This is a genomic window from Ruminococcus sp. AF31-8BH, from assembly GCF_003460605.1.
Taxonomy (GTDB): Bacteria; Bacillota; Clostridia; order Lachnospirales; family Lachnospiraceae; genus Blautia_A; species Blautia_A acetigignens.
In genome coordinates this window covers 17796-37972 of the sequence record NZ_QTVN01000003.1, presented here as the reverse complement: position 1 = coordinate 37972, position 20177 = coordinate 17796, and the positions used below count along the sequence as shown (strand labels likewise).

The 20177-nt window shown below is 44.2% G+C and carries 16 protein-coding genes and 1 pseudogene; 14 read left to right on the top strand and 3 right to left on the bottom strand.

Translation table 11 applies throughout. The features are described from left to right. A complete protein-coding gene (gene sigK, locus DWZ38_RS04525; protein WP_021925009.1) occupies positions 1-627 on the bottom strand; it encodes an RNA polymerase sporulation sigma factor SigK in 627 nt (208 codons plus the stop codon). Positions 628-779: 152 nt separating this feature from the next. On the opposite strand from sigK, the gene DWZ38_RS22680 reads away from it, so the two are divergent. The 6 genes from DWZ38_RS22680 to DWZ38_RS04495 all read left to right on the top strand — a co-directional run bounded on the left by DWZ38_RS22680 (position 780) and on the right by DWZ38_RS04495 (position 9081). Continuing rightward, on the top strand, positions 780-4379 hold the full coding sequence (locus tag DWZ38_RS22680) for a DUF5717 family protein (protein ID WP_243000155.1): 3600 nt from the start codon (positions 780-782) through the stop codon (positions 4377-4379). A gap of 4 nt (positions 4380-4383) precedes the next feature. After that, on the top strand, positions 4384-5661 hold the full coding sequence (locus DWZ38_RS04515) for a DUF5716 family protein (protein WP_117850484.1): 1278 nt from the start codon (positions 4384-4386) through the stop codon (positions 5659-5661). Positions 5662-5674: 13 nt separating this feature from the next. After that, positions 5675-6457, top strand: coding sequence for a hypothetical protein (locus DWZ38_RS04510; RefSeq protein WP_117850481.1), 783 nt, complete (start codon positions 5675-5677; stop codon positions 6455-6457). A 156-nt stretch (positions 6458-6613) separates the two neighbouring features. After that, positions 6614-7495: an amino acid ABC transporter substrate-binding protein gene (locus DWZ38_RS04505; protein WP_117850479.1), complete on the top strand. Its 882-nt coding sequence runs from the start codon at positions 6614-6616 to the stop codon at positions 7493-7495. Positions 7496-7717: 222 nt separating this feature from the next. Continuing rightward, a complete protein-coding gene (locus DWZ38_RS04500) occupies positions 7718-8368 on the top strand; it encodes an amino acid ABC transporter permease (protein ID WP_117850477.1) in 651 nt (216 codons plus the stop codon). Positions 8369-8388: 20 nt separating this feature from the next. Then, positions 8389-9081, top strand: coding sequence for an amino acid ABC transporter ATP-binding protein (locus DWZ38_RS04495; protein WP_021925002.1), 693 nt, complete (start codon positions 8389-8391; stop codon positions 9079-9081). A gap of 111 nt (positions 9082-9192) precedes the next feature. Here DWZ38_RS04495 and DWZ38_RS04490 read toward each other — a convergent pair whose 3' ends face one another. Continuing rightward, the gene (locus DWZ38_RS04490) at positions 9193-9501 is read right to left on the bottom strand and encodes a DUF908 domain-containing protein (RefSeq protein ID WP_243000154.1); all 309 of its coding nucleotides are present in this window, start codon (positions 9499-9501) and stop codon (positions 9193-9195) included. A gap of 662 nt (positions 9502-10163) precedes the next feature. On the opposite strand from DWZ38_RS04490, the pseudogene DWZ38_RS04480 reads away from it, so the two are divergent. Both DWZ38_RS04480 and DWZ38_RS22120 read left to right on the top strand, forming a co-directional pair. After that, positions 10164-10555: pseudogene (locus DWZ38_RS04480) on the top strand (recombinase family protein); the annotation flags it as partial. Then, on the top strand, positions 10533-10712 hold the full coding sequence (locus DWZ38_RS22120; protein WP_173766000.1) for a hypothetical protein: 180 nt from the start codon (positions 10533-10535) through the stop codon (positions 10710-10712). The pseudogene DWZ38_RS04480 and the gene DWZ38_RS22120, both read left to right, overlap by 23 nt. Positions 10713-10845: 133 nt before the next feature. Here DWZ38_RS22120 and DWZ38_RS04475 read toward each other — a convergent pair whose 3' ends face one another. Next, the gene (locus DWZ38_RS04475; RefSeq protein ID WP_117850472.1) at positions 10846-11736 is read right to left on the bottom strand and encodes an AraC family transcriptional regulator; all 891 of its coding nucleotides are present in this window, start codon (positions 11734-11736) and stop codon (positions 10846-10848) included. Positions 11737-12051: 315 nt separating this feature from the next. Here DWZ38_RS04475 and DWZ38_RS04470 point away from each other — a divergent pair, with 315 nt between their 5' ends. The 6 genes from DWZ38_RS04470 (at position 12052) to DWZ38_RS04445 (ending at position 19731) form a co-directional block, all read left to right on the top strand. Beyond that, a complete protein-coding gene (locus DWZ38_RS04470) occupies positions 12052-13344 on the top strand; it encodes an extracellular solute-binding protein (RefSeq protein ID WP_117850470.1) in 1293 nt (430 codons plus the stop codon). Between the two features lie 79 nt (positions 13345-13423). Next, entirely contained in the window at positions 13424-14311 is an 888-nt protein-coding gene (locus tag DWZ38_RS04465) for a sugar ABC transporter permease (RefSeq protein ID WP_117850467.1), read from the top strand. A 12-nt stretch (positions 14312-14323) separates the two neighbouring features. Continuing rightward, entirely contained in the window at positions 14324-15169 is an 846-nt protein-coding gene (locus DWZ38_RS04460; protein ID WP_117850464.1) for a carbohydrate ABC transporter permease, read from the top strand. A 32-nt stretch (positions 15170-15201) separates the two neighbouring features. Continuing rightward, entirely contained in the window at positions 15202-17301 is a 2100-nt protein-coding gene (locus DWZ38_RS04455) for a glycoside hydrolase family 3 C-terminal domain-containing protein (protein WP_117850462.1), read from the top strand. Positions 17302-17305: 4 nt separating this feature from the next. After that, positions 17306-18076 carry a polysaccharide deacetylase family protein gene (locus DWZ38_RS04450; RefSeq protein WP_117850459.1) on the top strand — a complete coding sequence of 257 codons (771 nt, stop codon included), beginning with the start codon at positions 17306-17308 and terminating at the stop codon, positions 18074-18076. Between the two features lie 86 nt (positions 18077-18162). Beyond that, positions 18163-19731, top strand: a complete 1569-nt coding sequence (locus tag DWZ38_RS04445; protein ID WP_117850457.1) for a glycoside hydrolase family 43 protein — start codon at positions 18163-18165, stop codon at positions 19729-19731. The last annotated feature ends 446 nt before the right edge of the window (positions 19732-20177 follow it).

Here is a 20177-nt window from a genome sequence, read left to right as displayed (position 1 = left end):
TTATGATTCAGGGAAAAGCGTCCGCAGCTTATGCAGGGCGTTTTTTTCGATTCTGGAGACGTAGGAGCGGCTGATGTGAAGGTGGCGGGCGATTTCCCTCTGTGTCTGTTCTCTTTTGCCGAAAAGACCGAAGCGGCAGCAGATCACTTCATATTCTTTTTCCGTGAGAACGGTTTTCATGGAGCCAAGCACATGGCGGATGCTCTCCCGTGTGGAATATTCCTCCACCACATCCACGGCAGGACCTTCCATTACGTCCAGAAGACTGATCTCGTTGCCCTCTTTGTCCGTTCCAATAGGTTCATACAGGGAAACTTCCCTGGAATGCTTTTTCCTGGTGCGGAACATCATCAGCAGTTCATTGTCGATGCATCTGGCTGCATAGGTGGAAAGCCTGGTGGTTTTACCTGGGTCAAAGGTGGAAATTGCCTTCATCAGGCCGATGGTGCCGATGGAGATCAGGTCGTCAAGCTCCACATCTGCTCCCTGATATTTTTTTACTACATGGGCAACAAGCCGCAGATTACGCTCAATGAGAATGGTTTTTGCTTCCATATCGCCCCTTTGGTACTGCTGAAGATAATGCTGCTCCTCGGCCATTGTCAAAGGTTTCAAAAAAGTCTTCAAATCGCTACCTCAAAGGGGATTTCTATATAGTCTATGAAAAATACAGGCTCTAAGTGCCTGATGGAATTCTTTTTTCGAATTAACATTGAAATGAGAGGGTAAAATCATTATAATAATGAAAGAGTCGAAAGAAAACGAAAGACGTAAGGTGAATGATTTTGAAAAAAAAGATCGAACAGCTTTTAAGTGGAAATTTTGAATATGAACAGCCGCCACTTCTTTTTTCCAAAGAGAAGATCACCATGACCATGAAGGCTGGTGAGACCAAAAGAGGCGAGGTGTACGTAGGAACCGAGGATAACCGCAGGATACGCGGATTTGTCACCTCGTCAAGCCGCCGTGTAGTGCCGGGGATGGATCATATTTCCGGGACAACGGTACGGCTTCCTTTTGGCGTGGATACGGTAGGCCTTGTCCCAGGGGAATGCCTGAAGGGCTGGCTGTGCTTTACCACCAATGTGGGAGAAGCCAGGATTCCCTTTGAGATCGAGATTGAGAAAGAAGAAATCCGCAGCTTTACAGGTGTGGTGGAGAATCTGGATGCCTTTGTGCAGGTGGCAAAGGATGATTTTAAGGAAGCATTCCGCATCTTTAAGGATCCAAGCTTTGCCAGAATTCTTGAAGGTGAGGATGAGAGAAGCCAGACCCTTTACCAGGGATTATCCAGACAGCCTGTAACCTACCAGCACCTGGAGGAGTTTCTCATTGCCGCCGGCAAAAAAGAGAAAGTTACCATCAGCGCCAGGGAAGTGGGCAAGGAATATTATGAACTTAAGGATTCAGTGAAGGAATCCTTCTATATACAGAGAAGCGGATGGGGACATCTGCGCCTTGATGTGGAAGCTACAGGGGATTTCCTGGATATTCCACGGAAGGTTGTGACAGATGAGGATTTCATCGGCAGTCACTATGAGGTAGAATACCTGCTTCATAAGGAGAAGCTTGGAACGGGAAACCAGTTTGGCAAAATTGTGGTAAAGAGCCCTTATCAGGAGCTGGTTTACACCATTGTTGCCTCTACCAGCGGCAAGCTTGACGTGGATATCCGCCTGAATCAGAAGAAGTGCAAGCTGGATCTTCTGCGGGACAGCCTGTCTTATCTTTGCTATGAAACCGCTAAGGCAAGCAATCTGGAAGGAAAAGACAATCCAGGGGCAAATGGCTGGATGGACTTTTCCACCTGGTGTGCAAGCAGCCATTATATTTTGAACCAGCTGCACCAGTCCGGCTGTGAATATCCGGAATATCAGATGTACGAGGTCTTTCTTCTTTATCTGGAGAACCACCATGAGGAAGCCCGCGCACTTCTTGAGAGCTACGAGGACAAATCCTATACAAGGGACGATCTGGAGTTTGCAGGAATTTATTTGTATCTGTGCACACTTACCGGACTGTACAAGGACAAGGTACATGCCCTTTCCAGAATCCGCAATTTCTACATGCAGAAAAGCGACAGCTTCCTCCTTCTGTGGATCCTTCTGAAGCTGGATCCGGCTTACAAGGAGACTCCGTCCAAGGCCCTGTTCGTGCTGGAAGAGCAGTTTGACAAGGGATGCAGAAGCCCATTCCTTTATCTGGAAGCGTGGAAGATTATCTGTAAGGACATGACTTTGCTTCATCGTCTGAGCAGCTTCTGGGGACAGGTGTTCCGTTTTGCAGCAAGGCGGAATCTTCTCACGGAGGAGCTTGTCATGCGTCTTGCATATCTTTCCGGATATGAGAAAGACTATAATGAGAGCATTTACCAGGCAATGGCCAGGGGATACGACCAGTATCCTTCTGACGATACCCTGGAAGCCATCTGCAAATATGTGATGAAGGGAAATCCCAGAAAGCCGGAATATTTCCGCTGGTTTTCCCTGGCAGTGGAGCATGGGCTGCGCCTGACCAGACTTTATGAATACTATGTGGAGACCATGGATACCTCCAGAAGAATCGAGCTCCCCAAGGCTCTTTTGATGTATTTCACCTACAATAGCGATTCCCTGGGAGATTCCAAACGTGCCTTTATCTATTCCTGCATTGCAGCCAATAAGGAGAAGGAGCCTGCCGCATACGAGCGCTATATGCAGAGCATGCAGGATTTTGCGAAGAAGAAGCTTTCCGAGGGCAAAATGAACGAGAGCTATGCGGCACTTTATCAGGAATTCCTTATGGAGCCGCGCACAAAGGAAGCGGGAGATCTGATCGCACAGAAGATGTTTACCCACCGCCTGTATTTTGAGGACAAAAAGGTCCGCTATGTGATCGTGCGCCACAGCCAGATGGAGCAGGAAGAGATTTATACCTGTGTGCAGGGCGTGGCTTATCCAAGAATCTATACCTCAGACGCGGCCATTCTTTTCCAGGATGACAAGCAGCGCAGATACAGTGTTACTGTGGATTACAGCCTGAAAAAGGTGATGGACGAGGAGTCTGCAGTAAGAAAGGTTCTGGACCTTGGGGTGACAGAGCCAGGCGTGCTTCTTCACTACTGCGAGAGCCATGAGCTTGACGGAAACAACCTGGATATTTTCCAGAGACTGGTGCAGTCTGACGCATTCTGCCAGGAGTACAAGCAGAAAGTACGCCGCAGAATCCTGGATTATTATGCAGAGCATGTATACGGAGAAGACCTGGATGACTATCTGAAGAAGATGGATTACCGGGAATATGCCCGTGTGGACAGACAGAAGCTTCTGGAGGTGCTGATCAGCAGAGGGCTTTTCTCACAGGCACTTGCCATTGTGGAGGAGTTCGGCTGCGAGGGCGTGGATATGAGAAGCCTTCTTAAGCTGGCAAGCCGGATGATCGTCCGCTGTGATCTGCTTGAGGATGAAGAGCTTCTGGCGCTGGCTTCGGATGTATACAGAAACGGTTTTTATGATGAGGTTATTCTCAATTATCTGATGAAGTACCGCTTCGGACCAGTGGATGAAATTCTCTCCATCTGGAAAAGTGCCTGCGGTTTTGAGATGGATACCTATGATGTGGAGGAGAAGATCCTTCAGCTTCTCATGTTTACAACAGATTACCGCAAGGAAGGGGAGCATGTGCTGGAATCCTATATCCGCCATTCCGGAAGGGAGTGGATCGTAAGCGGATATCTGACCCATGTTTCCTATGGGATTTTTGTGAAAGAATATGTGATGAGCCCCTTTGTGAAGAACTGCCTTGTGAATGCATATATGCAGAAATGGGCGGTGGATTCGGTGTGCCATCTGGCTTTGTTCCGGGAGCTTTCCAAAGAGAAGGGCAGAAACGAGGCGCTTCTTTCTCTTGAGAAGGAGCTTCTGAAAGAATGTATGGACAAGGGAATGGTATTTTCCTTCTTCCACAGGCTTGCCCCGGAGCTGCTCAGCCTTTATCAGATGGATGACAAGACTTGCGTGGAGTATCATACCAGTCCGGATGCGAAGGTGATGCTGGTGTATGCATTGGATACCGGACTTGGAAGAGGACTGGAATATAAGACAGAGCCTCTCAAAAACGTATATGAGGGTATTTTCACCAAGACATTCACTATGTTTTATGGAGAGACTCTGCACTACTATTTCTGTGAGGAATGTGACGGACAGACAAAGAAATCACCAGAGCGGGTGCTTAGCATGAGTAAGGTGGAGGGCACGCCGTTCAGCAAATATCAGATGATCAATCAGATTTTGTCGGCACGGAAGCTGGATAAGAGCGAAGAGGTCAAAAAGGGACTGAAGAAATACCTTCGCCAGGAACAGTATGTGAAAGAAATGTTTGTCATTACAAAAGAGGACTGAATATATGAACGAAATTCGTGATTTGATCATAGGAATTGATTTTGGAAAAGACTATTCCCAGATCTGCTATTATGACCGGAAAGGGGAGAAACCCTGCTCGGTGTCCATGAAGATTGGAACTGAGGAATATGAGGTCCCCACCTGTATCTGCAGAAGGGGAGAGCAAAAGGAATATACAATCGGTGTGGAAGCAGTGTATTTCGCACGGGAAAAAAGCGGCCAGCTGGTGGATGACCTGTATGAGGTCTGCAAAAAAGAAGACAGCGTACAGCTTTTTGGAGAGCAGGTAGAGCCATGGGAGCTGCTGGGCGTTTTTCTTCGGGGAATGCTGAAATTCCTGGGTGTGACAGACGTTGTGAAAAATACCAAATGCCTGGTGATCACAAGTCCTGAGCTTGAGGATACACAGGTGAAAAACCTGGAAAAAGCCTGCCAGGACATTGGATTTGGCAAGAACCAGTATATGCTGATGGATCATGGGGAGTGCTTCTATTATTATTCCCTGACCCAGAAAAGGGAGACCTGGAACCGAAGCATTGGCTGGTACTCCTTTCACCAGGATGAGGTGGAGTTCCGCCAGCTGACTATGGACGGCGGTACCAGACCGGTACTGGTGCGCCTGGAGGAGCCTAAGGTGACTACGCTTCCCTCCCTCACAGCGGATGAGGAGAAAAGAGAGAAGGCTGTGGAGGCCAGAGATGAGGCTTACCGGGATTTCATAAAGGAAACTTTGGGAACCGGGCTGTTTTCCAGCATTCAGATCACAGGCTACGGCTTTGATCCCAAGTGGGCGAAGAAGTCCATCGGAAGCCTTTGCATGCAGAGAAGAAAAGTCTATTACGGCAACAATCTTTTCGCAAAGGGAGCCTGCGCTGCCGGAAAAGAGCGGATGGAGGATAAGATCCTTAAGGGCTACCGTTATATGAGCCCGGCACTGGTTCTGAAAGACATTGGCATGGATATGCGGGTGATGGGTGCGCCTGCCTATTATCCTCTTATTGAAGCCGGAAAGAACTGGTATGAGTGCAAGGCCAGCTGCGAGCTGATTTTGGATGATACCGCAGAACTCGTTTTTGTGGTGGGAACCTTCGGCGAGAAGCAGAAAAAGAAGGTGATCATGGGACTGCCGGGATTGCCGGAGCGTCCGAATAAGACCACAAGACTGTCTCTTTCCCTTGCGTATGTATCACAGAAGCGCTGCCGTGTTCAGGTAAAGGACCTGGGCTTTGGGGAGATGTTCCCGTCAAGCGGCAAGGTCTGGGATGAACTGGTAGAGTGGTAAAGGAGGCAGGAACATGAGCGGATATATTTTATGTCAGACAAAAAAGGCCGGAAAGCCTTATTTTGTGGAGAACATCAGCACGAATATTTATTCACTGGAAGAGCTTTGCTATTACCTGTACCATAACCTGTATCTGGTGGATTCCTCTGTTATGAATGAGGGCTTATGTATCTGGATCAGCGAGGAACTGGATCTGCCAAGGCTGGCAGCCAAGCTTCGTCCCCATCTTGGCAAATTTGCAAGTATTGAGGATGTGCTTTATCCCATTTTTAAGGAGATCAATTATCTTACCTATGATGAGCTGAAGGCCCTGAATGTGAAGCTGGCAAAGCTGGATCAGGAGGCGCCTCTTCTTCGCCAGAAGCAAAAGGGAGATGCGCTGGTGGCAAACAAAATGTACGTCAGTGCCATCAAGGTTTACCAGCAGCTTCTTAAGAAAGAGGGGCTGGAGCAGGTGAAGCCGGGGCTTACTATGAGCATCTGGCACAATTTGGGATGTGCGTACAGCTATCTTTTCCAGATGGAGAAGGCATTGGAATGCTTCTGGGAGGCATTCCTTACAGAGAGCAGCGACAAGGAACTGATCTGCTACCTGCTTGCGTACAGAAGCGTAAAGAAGCCGGAGGAGTATGAGAAGAAGCTGAAGGTGTTAAATGTTTCTTCTGAGGTGAAGGCTGCTTTGAAGGAAGCGCTGGATCAGTTTTCCCAGAAAAAAGAGATCAGCATCAGACCAGGCAGGACGGACGAAATGCTGGAAAAATTAACAGGGGAGTATCACAGGAGCACAGGTTCATGATGAATCTGTGCTTTGCTATTTGTTTTTTATCTCCGGCATTAAAATTTCATGTTGACAGAAACGCTTTCGTATGCTACCATACAAACATGCTTTAACATGGTAGCGTGAAAACGTACTAAAATTACTTTGAGAACAACTTTCAGGAGGATAGATATTATGAAGAAGAGAATGCTGGCGATTATGATGAGTGCCCTGATGGCAGCAGGCGTGTGTTCCGGTGTAACTGTTTATGCAGATGCAGACAGCAAGACACTGACTGTTGGATTTGATGCAGAGTATCCGCCATTTGGATATATGGATGAGGACGGTGAGTATGTTGGATTTGACCTGGATATTGCACAGAAGGTGTGCGACAACCTTGGATGGGAACTTGTGAAGAAGCCGATCAACTGGGATTCCAAGGACATGGAGCTGAATTCCGGAAACATCGACTGCATCTGGAACGGCTTCACGATCAACGGACGTGAGGACGACTACACCTGGTCTGATCCATATCTGAACAATGAGCAGGTTATGGTAGTTGCTTCTGATTCCGGAATTGATACTCTTGCAGATCTTGCTGGCAAGAACGTAGTGGTTCAGGCAGCTTCCGCAGCACTGGATGCGCTGAACAGCGATGATAACAAAGACTTGACAGACAGCTTCGGTTCCCTTACTGAGAACCCGGATTACAATACCGCATTTATGAACATTGATTCCGGTGCAGCAGATGCCGTTGCAGTTGATATCGGTGTTGCCAAATACCAGCTGGCTCAGAGAGAAGAGGGCAAATACAAGATCCTTGACGAGCCAATCCAGAGCGAGCAGTACGGCATCGGCTTTGCCAAAGGCAATGAAGAGCTCCGCGATACGGTATGGGCAGAGGTTATGAAGCTGTACGAGGACGGCGAGATCGATAAGCTGGCAGAACAGTATGGAGTCGCAGATATGCTTTGCCTTGTAGATGAGGACAGCAAAGACGCAGAAGATGAGAATGCGGATACAGAAGAAGCTGCTGATGCAGAAACAGAAGATGCAGCTGAGGATGAGGCTGAATAATCCTTGAAATTGCCGCTGAGTTTTGATTCAGTTAAATTCAATATATTAGAACAAATTATTTTGTACATAGAAAAGCAGAGAAGAGGGTACCTGGCGCACCCTCTTTTCTTAGCGAGAAGGATGTCTGACGGAAAAAGGGTGCTTTGTAATTCACAGAGGTGAAAAAATGTGTCAGACAGACATCTTAGAATACAAGTATCAACAGGAGGAAATCAAAAAACTATGAGTTTTAGTGTGATGTTAAGCCAGCTTGCAAAGGGAATGACGGTAACCACCGAGATTTTCTTTGTAACCCTTGTTTTTTCCCTGCCCCTTGGACTTCTGGTCTGCTGGGGAAAAATGTCCAAAATACCAGTGATCCGGTGGATTATGACCGCCTATATTTCCATCATGCGCGGAACGCCGCTGATGCTGCAGCTGATGGTAGTATATTTCGGTCCTTATTTCATTTTCGGAATCCGCATTTCCATGGGCTACAGCCTGATTGCGGTATTCATTGCCTTTACCATTAACTACGCAGCCTATTTTGCAGAAATTTACCGCGGCGGAATTGAGTCCATGCCGGTAGGCCAGTACGAAGCAGCTAAAATCCTTGGCTATTCCAAGGCACAGACCTTCTTTCGCATCATCCTGCCTCAGGTATTTAAGCGAATCCTTCCGTCCATCACCAATGAGGTGATCACCCTGGTCAAGGACACCTCCCTTGCCTTCGTAGTAGCAGTAGCCGAAATGTTCACCCTGGCCAAACAGATCGCCAGCTCCCAGACCACTATGGTTCCTTTTGTGGTAGCCGCCGTATTTTATTATGTATTTAACCTTCTGGTAGCTGTGATCATGGACAAGGTAGAGAAAAAACTGAATTATTATCGTTAAGAAGAATGGAGTCCCTCATTATGAAACTATTTGAAATGAAACACATAAAGAAAAGCTTCGGAGCTCTGGATGTGCTCCGCGACATTTCCCTGGAAGTAGACCAGGGCGAGGTCCTCAGCATCATCGGCCCTTCTGGTTCCGGCAAGTCCACCCTGCTCCGCTGCGCCACCGGTCTGGAAATCCCGGACTCCGGCGAAATCATCAAAAATGGAAAAATCGGCCTGGTTTTCCAGAACTTCAATCTTTTTCCCCATTTTTCTGTAATCAAGAATATTGTTGATGCCCCAATTAAAGTTCAGAAACGAGACAAAAAAGAAGTTTACGCTCAGGCAAGAGAGCTTTTGAAAAAAATGGGACTCTCTGACAAAGAAAACTATTACCCCTACCAGCTCTCCGGCGGACAGCAGCAGAGAGTTTCCATTGCCAGGGCTTTGTGTATGAACCCGGATATTCTGTTTTTCGATGAACCAACATCCGCCCTTGACCCGGAACTTACAGGAGAGATCCTGAAGGTTATTAAGGATTTGGCAGCCGAACACATCACTATGGTAATCGTCACCCACGAGATGAATTTTGCCAAAGATATTTCTGACAGGATCATTTTCATGGATGATGGCCTCATTGCAGTAGAAGGTACCCCGCAGGAGGTATTTTCCTCTGAACATGTACGAATGAAGGAATTCCTGGGGAAATTCCATCAGGGGCTTGCTTAAAATCTTTGGATGTTATATAATCCCATCTTTGACAGTTGTAAGGTGACAAAACGGCTACAAACCCAGTAAATATGGGTGTTGTGGCCGTTTTTCTTTTTGCAGCGATATGTACTATATTATCCTTGCTTTGATTTTATCTGTTTTGTATTCTTGATGAGGGTCCGCATAAAACCCATCATACATTTCTTCTTTCTGGATCTGTTTTTCATCAAGATCATAAACTTGTTTTTCAGCAATCTCACCATCAGTAGTAACGGAAGTCTTTTTCACGAAACGCATAGGATCGTTTTGGCTCTTCCCTTTTCTTTTGCGCCCAGGTGTTGTGATTATCCGTTCAGCCCTTTCAATTTGTCGGACGCGGATCTTTCTCTGGTAGGCTTTGTACTTAGGAGAATAAGTGACAATTAAAGTCTCATCCATGTCCCCTGTAACAACAGGTACTTCCTTGTAGTAGATCGTGTTATAGACTTTATACCGCCTTGTAGAAGAGCGTGCACGCACTGGCAGTTATGAGACCAGAACGCAGATGAGAGGCCGGAAAACAATTCTTACAGAAAAACAGCACCACGATATTCTGGAACTTGTGCAAGAACAACCGGATATCACAATGAAGGAGATTGTCGAAACGCTTCATTTACCTGTAGGCGATGAAGCTGTCAGGCGTTTTCTGATAAAACAAGGTTACACTTATAAGAAACAGTCTTTGCATGCAAAAGAACAGGAGCGTCCCCGATGTGCAGAGAAAACGCAGTCAATGGATAGAAACTATATCTGGTGCAAATGCAGAACATCAAATATATCTCGATGAAAGCGGTATTAATACAAACTTCACAAGACACTATGCACATGCAGTACATGGGAAACGTGCCATTGATATTGGTATCGCTAACGCTGGTGATGGTAAACTCATTCCCGTTGATGGTTTTAAAGGTGTCCATGCCCAACTTGATGCCCGAGAAGAATTCCGACATGGATTCCTGGACGGAAATTTCCTTTTCTATCGTTTCCCTGGATTTCTGCGAATCCTCGTAATTCTTTCTGGCTCGGAGAGAAAATCATATGTTTCCGCAGGCAAGGTCTGGATATGCCGATATCGGCCGGGAACTTATTCCGCTGTCCCTCTGACGCAGGTCAAAAAGCGGAAAACCGCAGCATACGCACGGGTGTCCACCGATCATGAAGATCAGGCATCGAGCTATGAGGCACAGGTAGATTACTACACGAACTACATAAAAAGCCGTGACGATTGGAAATTTGCCGGCATATATGCGGATGAGGGTATTTCAGGCTGCAATACAAAAAGCGTGACGGCTTTAACAGCATGGTGTCGGACGCGCTGGACGGACGCATCGATTTAATCGTAACAAAGAGCGTTTCCAGATTTGCCCGCAACACGGTTGACAGTCTTACGACAATCCGAAAGCTGAAGGAACACGGCACGGAGGTCTATTTTGAAAAAGAAAATATCTGGACATTTGACGGCAAAGCTCGAAATTACACAAGATGCTATTGCACGCAAAAAGGCGCAGCGGCAGATGATGGAAAATTTTATGGAAACGCTGCAGTCCCTGCCGGAGCAGGTCGAGATCCTTGTTTTTGAAAGGTTAGGAAAAATAAAAAGGTATCTGTAAAAATAAAATTGTATCAAAGACAGCGAGAAGATAGAACCTTTCCTCTGACCAGAAAACTGCGAAATGTAGTTATCAGTGAATATCTGGGGGGTATTTGCTGCAAAGCAGCAAATACAGACACCTGCCTCCGGGATTACTTTTTCCCGGAAGCAGGTGTTTTTTGGAATTGTGAATCATACATATTTCGGAATTCTGTGGGAGTGCACAGGTTTAATTGTTTGAACATCCGTAAAAAGGCGGACAGGCTGGAAAAGCCTGATTGTATTGCCACTTCGGTAACAGCAAGCTCCGGATCCAGCAAAAGAGATTTTGCGTATTCAATTCTTTTCTGGTTCAGAAATTTGTAGAAGGAGGAATTAGTATATTGTTTAAAAAGGCGGGCAAAGTGATATTTGCTGAATCCTGCCAGACTGGCAACCTCCTCCAGAGTAAGGTTTTCAGAAAAGTGGTTGCTGATATAGTCGGTGATAAACAGAAATTTCTCCATATATTCTTTCTGATGGTGAATATCACGGTCTCCGTCCTGCTGATGAAAAGCTTTGTGATTTCTGCCAATATCCACAAGGATTTCCAGGAATTTTGCAATGATGGAAATTTCGGAATAGGTGGTAAAATTCATATATTCATCCTTAATTTCTAACATAAGACTGTGGATGTGTTCATAGACCTGTGGATATTCTTCCTTGGTGATCAGAATGGCGGGACTGAGGAGTGGAGTGATCAGATCTAGTTCTTTTAGCTTGATGTGGCTCAGGTCGGGCTGAAAAATAATCCTTTCTCCTGTTGCCGGAGCAAAGAGCTCGTGGAGCATACAGGGACATATAACAAGAATTTCTCCTTCTTTGATATGATAATCGTTATAACCGCAGACTACCCGGTAGTCATTGATAACAGGCATGATCACTTCGAAAGAAGGGTGCCAGTGAGGAGGATAGTTTTCGGCTTCATCATTGTAATAAAGACATATCTGGGTATCTGCTTTGTAATCAACGGTTTCATGAATTCCCTGTAAATTATGGATCATATGGACTCCTTTACACCTAATTATTGCTTTTGATAGCAAATGTTGATTTTTAATGTTTGTGTATATAATGTATCAAAAACATGTGTAAATGGCAATATATAACATTGGAAAAATTGAAATAATAAAAACATATGTCAAAATATATAAAAAAGAATATAAAAATCTATTAAAATTGACATATTGAAGAAAATAGTAGTAGATAAATAGCAAGAATTGATAGCAACATGACAAGAATTATGGAGCCAATCACAGGACATTCTGATATAGTAGAACCATCAAGAAACGAGGTAATGAATCAAAAGGAGGATTAAAAAAATGAACAAGAAGAGATTACTTTCAGTATTACTTTCAGCAGCTATGGTAGCGGGAACCATGGCAGTAGCAGTGCCTGCATATGCAGATGACACAGAGGAAATCACATGGATGTTCTGGGATGATCTGGAAGCTACAGAGGATCTGGTTTCCAAAGGATATAAAAACATTATTGATCGTTTCAATACAGAATACGAAGGGAAATACCATGTAACACCGATCACAACAAACCTGGAAGAATATGACGGAAAATTAAATGCTCTGATCGCAGCAGGACAGACACCGGATGTATATATCTGCAACCCGGGACCGAACATGGATGTATATGTAAATGCAGGAGCAGCAGCAGACCTGACAGACATTCTTGAAAATCAGGAAAAAGACTGGTATGCAACATTTACAGATGGAATCTTTGACAGACTGACTTATGATGGAAAGATCATGGCAGTTCCAACAAACTTCGCAGCAGCCTGTGTATACTATAATACAGAGCTTTTTGAGAAGGCCGGAGTAGAAGTTCCGACTACCTATGATGAACTGATCGATGTATGTAAGAAACTGCAGGATGCTGGTATTACACCAATCTCCTGTTCCGCAGGAACTGCATGGTGCCTGTCAATGATTGCAGGTTATCTTTGTGACCGTTCAGGTGTAGATCTTCAGGCAATCGCAGATCATACAGCAAACTGGACAGACGATAACTGTATTGCAGCAGGTGAGAAATTAAAAGAGTTATCTCAGTATTTCCAGGAAACAGCAGCTGGTGACTCCAATGATCAGGCTACAGCAAACTTCTACAATGGAGATGCAGCAATGCTGGTACAGGGATCATGGGCTATCGCTCAGATCAATGGTAATAATTCTGATTTCCAGAGCAAATGCGGTGTATTCCAGTTCCCTGGAATCGACGGAGCAAATGATCCGAACCGTATGATCGTTAAAACAGACAACTTACTGATGAGTTCTACAACAGAGCATCAGGATGCAGCAATCGCACTGATGAAGATGTTTACAGATGAAGAAGCACAGAAATATACAGCAGAAGTAGCAGGAAAATTCCCGATTATCAAAGATCTTGACATTGACTATGACAAAGCTCCTGCACAGCTGAAATATGTTCAGGATATCATGGACAAAGCAACTGGTACTTTTGGATTCTACAATGAATCTCTGGCATCTGTAGAAGCCGGTGACTGCTTCGACAATGCAATGGTTGATATATTCCTTGGAAACCAGACTCCGGAAGAAGCCTTCCAGACAGTACAGGATTTCTATGAAGAAAACGTCTGGGAATAATTGTGGATAGATAGTACAGAATTTACATGGCTGCTGCGGAAGAAAAAAGTTCCGCAGCAGTTTTTAAATGGAGGCAATTATGGATAAAATTTTACGTAATAAGAAGGCTATTTTCATATTTATCGCACCGGCACTGATCATGTTTGTCCTGGTACTGGTTATCCCTATGGTGCAGATGGTTTATTATTCTTTATGCGATTATGCGGCATTGACACCGCCCAAATTTACCGGACTTGCAAACTATAAAAAGCTATTTTTTCAAGATTCTACATTTAAAATTGCGTTAAAAAACTCTATTTTCTTTATGATCTTTTCTGCTATCACTCAGCAGGTGATCGGCCTTGGTCTTGCAGTTATGCTTACCAATATTAAGAAAGGCAGAAACCTTTTCAAAAATATTTATTATCTTCCATCCGTTCTTTCCTCAGCAGCCTTAGGTCTTTTATGGGCATTTATGTTTAACCCAAAGATCGGTATCAATAATCTGCTGGCACAGTTCGGAATCAAAGGCCCTCTTTGGCTGATGGATTCCAAAGGTTTTATTGTACTTCCCATGTGGGTAATTGCATTTGTTGCCTTATGGCAGTATGTTGGACAGAATATGATGCTTTATATGGCTCAGATCACAGGAATTTCTAGAGACATATATGAAGCTTCTTATATAGATGGCGCATCAAAGACACAGTCATTCCGTTATATTACACTTCCACTGATCAAACCAATGATGGTAACTTCACTTTCATTGAACTGTATCGGTTCTCTTAAATTCTTTGACCTTGTGTATAACATGACTCAGGGTGGACCAAACCACAGAACCGAGGTGCTTGCGACAGAACTTTATGCAGAAGGTTTTAACTATTTTAAATATGGTTATGCCAGTGCGATTTCTGTAGTCTTACTGGTTATGTGTCTGATTGTAACATTATTGGTTAAAAAAGTAATTAAAGTTGAAACTTACGAGGGCTAGGAGGTAACAGAGATGCAGACAAAAAAATCAAGAAAACCGGTAAAGCCTGTTACAGTAATTCTTTATATATTTCTTATTGCACTTGCTGTGATTTATGTGGCTCCGCTGTTATGGATGTTAAGTGTTTCATTCAAAGATAATGCAGGCGTAATGGCAGCTCCATTTGCCCTGCCGGAAGTATTTCACTGGGAAAATTACCAGCAGGCATGGACAATGGGTAAGCTTGGAACTGCACTTGTAAACTCAGTACTGGTCTGTGGGATCACACTTGTAGTCAGTCTGTTTTTTGGAGCAATGGCAGCATTTGCCATTGCAAGAATGCGTTGGAAATTATCAGAAGCAGCACACACATTTTTCCTGATCGGAATGATGGTTCCGGTACATTGTATCCTGATTCCGCTGTTCGTACGTTTTGCAGGGCTGGGATTGACTAACTCAAGAGTAGGTCTGATGATCCCGTATATTACGTTTTCCCTTCCGATGACTATTTTCCTTCTGACAGGATTTTTCAAATCTATGCCTGGAGAGTTGTTTGAGGCAGCAGCCATTGACGGATGTGGAATTTACGGATGTTTTTTCAGAATCGCACTTCCACTTTGCAGAACAGGATTCTTTGTTTCCGGTCTTATGACATTTGTTGGTAACTGGAATGAACTGTTGCTGGCTATGGTATTTATCTCAGACCCGGTAAAGAAAACACTGCCTGTAACACTTACATATTTCGTAGGACCATATGCTACCAACTATGTACAGATGTTCGCGGCGATCATTATCGCAATCGCACCTACCGTTATTGTATACTGCCTGTTCAGTAATCAAATCGTAGAAGGTCTGACTACAGGTGCTGTAAAAGGATGATGTATGAAAGGAATGTGTAAAAGGAGGCTTGTATGAACAGAGACGAGGCAAGAAAGAAAGCGCAGGAACTGGTATCCAAAATGACATTGGAAGAAAAAGCCAGTCAGTTAAAATATGATGCGCCGGCTATAAAGAGACTTGGTGTCCCGGCTTATAATTGGTGGAATGAAGGACTTCACGGGGTAGCCAGGGCAGGACAGGCAACTGTATTTCCGCAGGCAATTGGCATGGCTGCTACATTTGACAGAGATTGCGTAGCTGAGATGGCAGATATTGTAGCAACAGAAGGACGTGCAAAATACAATGCATATTCCAGTGAAGAAGACAGAGATATCTATAAAGGACTGACATTCTGGTCTCCAAACGTAAATATTTTCCGTGATCCGAGATGGGGCAGAGGCCATGAAACTTACGGGGAAGATCCGTATCTGACCAAAGAGCTTGGAGTAGCTTTTGTAAAAGCTCTTCAGGGTAATGGAGAAACTATGAAAGCTGCGGCATGTGCAAAGCATTTTGCAGTGCATTCCGGACCGGAAGCGATCAGACATGAGTTTGATGCAAAGGCATCTGCAAAAGATATGGAGGAAACTTATCTGCCTGCATTTGAAAGCCTGGTAGAGGAGGCTGATGTAGAGGCAGTTATGGGAGCATATAACCGCACAAATGGAGAACCCTGCTGTGGAAGCCCTGCTCTGCAGAAAAAACTGAGAGATGACTGGAAGTTCCAGGGACATTTTGTATCAGACTGCTGGGCGATCAGAGATTTCCATGAACATCATATGGTGACTAATACGGCTTATGAGTCAGCAGCACTTGCCATTAATAATGGCTGCGATCTGAACTGTGGAAATACATATCTTCATATTATGAAAGCATATGAAAAGGGGCTTGTCACAGAGGAAAGAATTACGGAATCAGCAGTAAGACTTTTTACTACCAGATATCTTCTTGGGTTATTTGATGGCAGTGAATATGATGATATTTCCTATATGGAAGTAGAATCAGCAGAACATCTGGCAGCAGCAGAGAAAGCAGCAGCGAAGAGCTTTGTACTTTTGAAGAATAATGGAATTCTTCCATTAAAAAAAGAGAATATCAAAACAATCGGAATTGTGGGACCTAATGCAGACAGCAGAAAGGCTTTGATTGGAAACTATCATGGAACTGCATCCAGATATATTACGATCCAGGAGGGAATCCAGGATTATGTAGGTGAGGATGTGAGAATTCTTAGTTCTGTAGGAAGCGAGTTGTTTAGAGACAGGACAGAACCTCTGGCATTTAGCAGAGATCGTCTTGCGGAAGCTAAGATCGTTGCAGAAAACAGTGATGTGGTGATTCTTTGTGTAGGTCTGGATGAGACACTGGAAGGTGAAGAAGGAGATACCGGAAACAGCTATGCATCCGGAGACAAAGAGAGCCTGAAGCTGCCTCAGTCCCAGATTGATTTAATGGAAGCAATGGCTGGTTCCGGAAAACCGGTGGTTCTCTGTCTGATGGCAGGAAGTGATATTGACATTAGCTATGCAGCAGAGAAATTTGATGCAGTTATGGTTCTGTGGTATCCGGGAAGCCAGGGCGGAAAAGCGGCAGCAAAAATTCTGTTTGGGGAAAACTCCCCATCCGGAAAACTTCCGGTTACCTTTTACGAGAGCCTTGAAGAACTTCCGGAATTTACAGATTATTCCATGAAAGGCAGAACCTATCGTTATATGGAAGGAAAAGCACAGTTCCCCTTTGGATATGGACTTACCTACAGTAATGTAAAAGTAGAAAATGCAGAGGTAAGACAGTGCGGACGGCAGATAACAGTAGAGGCAGAAGTATATAATAAGGGTAATGCAGATACGGAGGAAGTTGTTCAGGTTTATGTAAAAAATCTTGACAGTAAAAATGCAATTCCAAATCCTGCACTGGGAGGATTCCAGAGAATTTTTGTAAAAGCAGGAGAACGCAGAAAAGTTATGGTTCCTGTCTGGGAAAAGGCATTTACAGTGGTAGATGAAAATGGAAAACGTGTAGAGGATGGCAGGAAATATGAGATTTTTGCAGGCTGTAGCCAGCCGGATGAAAGAAGTATAGAGCTTACCGGAACAGCACCTGTAAAGATAATCTGGGAGAAAGAAGACTGAGCTTATGAAATTTGAATTGTTTTATCCGCAGTGGAAAGACCAGGCAGTTACATTCAGTTATGATGATGGCCAGATTTTTGATAGAAGACTGGTTGATATTTTTAATAAATATAATCTGAAAGCAACATTTCATCTGAACTCAGGGACTTTGGATACAGAAGGATTTATAAAAACACAAGAACTGAAAAGCTTATATCAGGGACATGAAATTGCCTGCCATGGTGTTGCACATGAGTATCCCACACATCTTTCGCAGGAAAGGCTAGTTCAGGAATTTTATCAGGACAGATGCAGTCTGGAGAGAGAAACGGGAAGGATTATCAGGGGATGCTCTTATGCATTTGGAGAATATGACGAAAGGGTCATCAATACTCTGAAGAATCTTGGGTTTGCATACAGCAGGACCGTGGAGTCTACAGGAAATTTCCGCATTCCGGAGGATTTTATGAGGTGGACTCCGTCCTGTCATCACAATGATGCATTCAGGGGAATTGCAGAAAAGTTTTTGCACAAACCGGATTATCAGAAGCTTCCTCTTCTCTATGTATGGGGACACAGCTTTGAGTTTGACCGGGAACAGACATGGGAGCAAATGGAAAGCTTCTGCAGAAAGATTTCAGACCATGAGAATGTGTGGTATACCACTAATATAGATTATGTGAATTATATGAATGCAGCCAGAAACCTGATATTCAATGCAGAATGTACCTATGTAGAAAATTTATCAAAAATAAAAATATATTGTAAAATAAATGGAGAGTGCCAGATCTTATAATCTGGCATTCACTGATATAGGGTTTGCTGAAAAGCATATAAGAGAGTTTACAGACTTCATATTTGATTTACGGGAGGAAATGATCAATGATAACTTGTAAAAATCCGATTTTAAGTGGCTTTTATCCGGATCCGTCCATATGCAGGGTAGGAGAGTGGTTTTATCTGGTTACATCTACTTTTGCATATTTTCCGGGAATTCCTGTATTTCGCAGCAAAAATCTGGCACAATGGGAGCAGATCGGCAATATATTGACACGGGAGAGCCAGCTACCCTTACAGGGCTGTGAACATAATGAGGGGATTTATGCTCCTACACTTCGGTGGCATGAGGGAACTTTTTATCTGATCACTACCAATGTATCTGGCGGTGGAAATTTTATAGTAACTGCAAAAAATCCCCAGGGTCCATGGTCAGAACCTCATTTTTTGGAAAATGCCAGGGGAATCGACCCTAGCTTATTCTTTGATGAGGATGGAACCTGTTATTATATCGGGCAGAGAGAAAATTCCCGTGGCGGCAGGTACAATGGTGATTGCGAAATATGGATACAGAAGCTGGATTTACAGACTTTCAGGCTAGAAGGGGAGGCACATCCTGTTTTATATGGATTCCAGAGAAATGCAATCTGGCCGGAGGGTCCTCATCTTTATAAAAGAAATGGTTATTACTATATTTTTCATGCAGAAGGTGGAACAGCGGAGCATCACAGTGAAATGGTGGCCAGGAGTAAAAACATTTTTGGTCCCTATGAATATGCAGGGACAAATCCGATCCTGACGCACAGACATTTGGGAAAAAATGCGGAGATTACCTGTGTAGGACATTGCGATCTGACTGAGGATGAACAGGGAAACTGGTTTATGGTTGTTCTGGGCTGCAGACCTGTGGACGGAAAGACATTTCTGGGAAGAGAGACTTTTCTGGCAAAGGTAGAGTGGGAGGATGACTGGCCGGTGGTAAACCCGGGAGTAGGAATGCTGGAAAAGGAAATCTGTCTGCCTGGTGAGAAGGATAACTCTATGCCCGGAGAACTGAATGAAGTCAGAAATTACAGTTTCAAAAATATGACAGATAAAAAGCTTCCACTGGATTTTATGATGCTCAGAAATCCCCAGCCGAATGCTTATACAATAGATGAACAGGAAGAATGTTTAAAACTTCCTGCAAAAGCTGTGGCAATTGGGGATAATGGGAGTCCTTCGTATGTTGCGGTGAGACAAAAGCACCATAGATTTCAGGCAGAGACGGAGTTTTTGTTAAAAGCAGGAGAAAAAGGTGACAGAGCCGGAATTGCCTATCTTCAGAATTCTCAGAATTATCTTCTGGCAGAATATGGAGAAGTGGGGGCAGACGGCTATATCTATGTCACAGTATGTATCAATGGAACAGAGAAGATACTTGCAGAAAAGAAAACAGAGAAAAGAGGTATGCAGACCCTGAGATTGCGCGTAGACCAAAGCCTGGCACAGGTATGGCTGATTCGGCCTGAGACGGAAGAAAAATCACAATGTATAATCAGGGAGGTGGATATCAGCCATATGTGTACAGAAGCGGCAGGCGGTTTTACCGGCTGTACAGTGGGAATGTATGTACACTCTGAACAGAAACAGAGTACAGGCTGTGCGCAGTTTTGCAGATTTACGGTAAAGTAACAATCATTCTGATGATTCCGGCAATTGGTTGTTCTGCCTTTGCGTTTGTGTTAAGATCCCATCTTTGACAGTTGTAAGGTGGCAAAACGGCTACAAACCCAGTAAATATGGGTGTTGTGGTCGTTTTTCTTTTATTATACTACACTATTACAAACAAGCACATATAAAAACGTAAAATTTGACATAAAAAATGCAGGTTTTATAAGGCCTGCAGGGTGATTTTTAATTATTCAACTGTCAAACTCCCGCCTCTGAACATGTACGAATGAAGGAATTCCTGGGAAAATTCCATCAGGGGCTTGCTTAAAATCTTTGGATGTTATATAATCCCCTTGTATGTGGAAAAGACTGAGGCATCAGTCTGCCCTGAAATATAGGAAATTTATCCACATTATGTCTGTAGTCCGGTATTTGCCGCATACAGACAGGCTGCAAAGTGAATTATA

What these genes read in the sequence shown, in the direction of transcription:
- DWZ38_RS22680 (WP_243000155.1), top strand. Translation starts at nt 780, where the DNA reads ATGATTTTGAAAAAAAAGATCGAACAGCTTTTAAGTGGAAATTTTGAA.
- DWZ38_RS04515 (WP_117850484.1), top strand. Translation starts at nt 4,384, where the DNA reads ATGAACGAAATTCGTGATTTGATCATAGGAATTGATTTTGGAAAAGAC.
- DWZ38_RS04510 (WP_117850481.1), top strand. Translation starts at nt 5,675, where the DNA reads ATGAGCGGATATATTTTATGTCAGACAAAAAAGGCCGGAAAGCCTTAT.
- DWZ38_RS04505 (WP_117850479.1), top strand. Translation starts at nt 6,614, where the DNA reads ATGAAGAAGAGAATGCTGGCGATTATGATGAGTGCCCTGATGGCAGCA.
- DWZ38_RS04500 (WP_117850477.1), top strand. Translation starts at nt 7,718, where the DNA reads ATGAGTTTTAGTGTGATGTTAAGCCAGCTTGCAAAGGGAATGACGGTA.
- DWZ38_RS04495 (WP_021925002.1), top strand. Translation starts at nt 8,389, where the DNA reads ATGAAACTATTTGAAATGAAACACATAAAGAAAAGCTTCGGAGCTCTG.
- DWZ38_RS04490 (WP_243000154.1), bottom strand. Translation starts at nt 9,501, where the DNA reads ATGGATGAGACTTTAATTGTCACTTATTCTCCTAAGTACAAAGCCTAC.
- DWZ38_RS04475 (WP_117850472.1), bottom strand. Translation starts at nt 11,736, where the DNA reads ATGATCCATAATTTACAGGGAATTCATGAAACCGTTGATTACAAAGCA.
- DWZ38_RS04470 (WP_117850470.1), top strand. Translation starts at nt 12,052, where the DNA reads ATGAACAAGAAGAGATTACTTTCAGTATTACTTTCAGCAGCTATGGTA.
- DWZ38_RS04465 (WP_117850467.1), top strand. Translation starts at nt 13,424, where the DNA reads ATGGATAAAATTTTACGTAATAAGAAGGCTATTTTCATATTTATCGCA.
- DWZ38_RS04460 (WP_117850464.1), top strand. Translation starts at nt 14,324, where the DNA reads ATGCAGACAAAAAAATCAAGAAAACCGGTAAAGCCTGTTACAGTAATT.
- DWZ38_RS04455 (WP_117850462.1), top strand. Translation starts at nt 15,202, where the DNA reads ATGAACAGAGACGAGGCAAGAAAGAAAGCGCAGGAACTGGTATCCAAA.
- DWZ38_RS04450 (WP_117850459.1), top strand. Translation starts at nt 17,306, where the DNA reads ATGAAATTTGAATTGTTTTATCCGCAGTGGAAAGACCAGGCAGTTACA.
- DWZ38_RS04445 (WP_117850457.1), top strand. Translation starts at nt 18,163, where the DNA reads ATGATAACTTGTAAAAATCCGATTTTAAGTGGCTTTTATCCGGATCCG.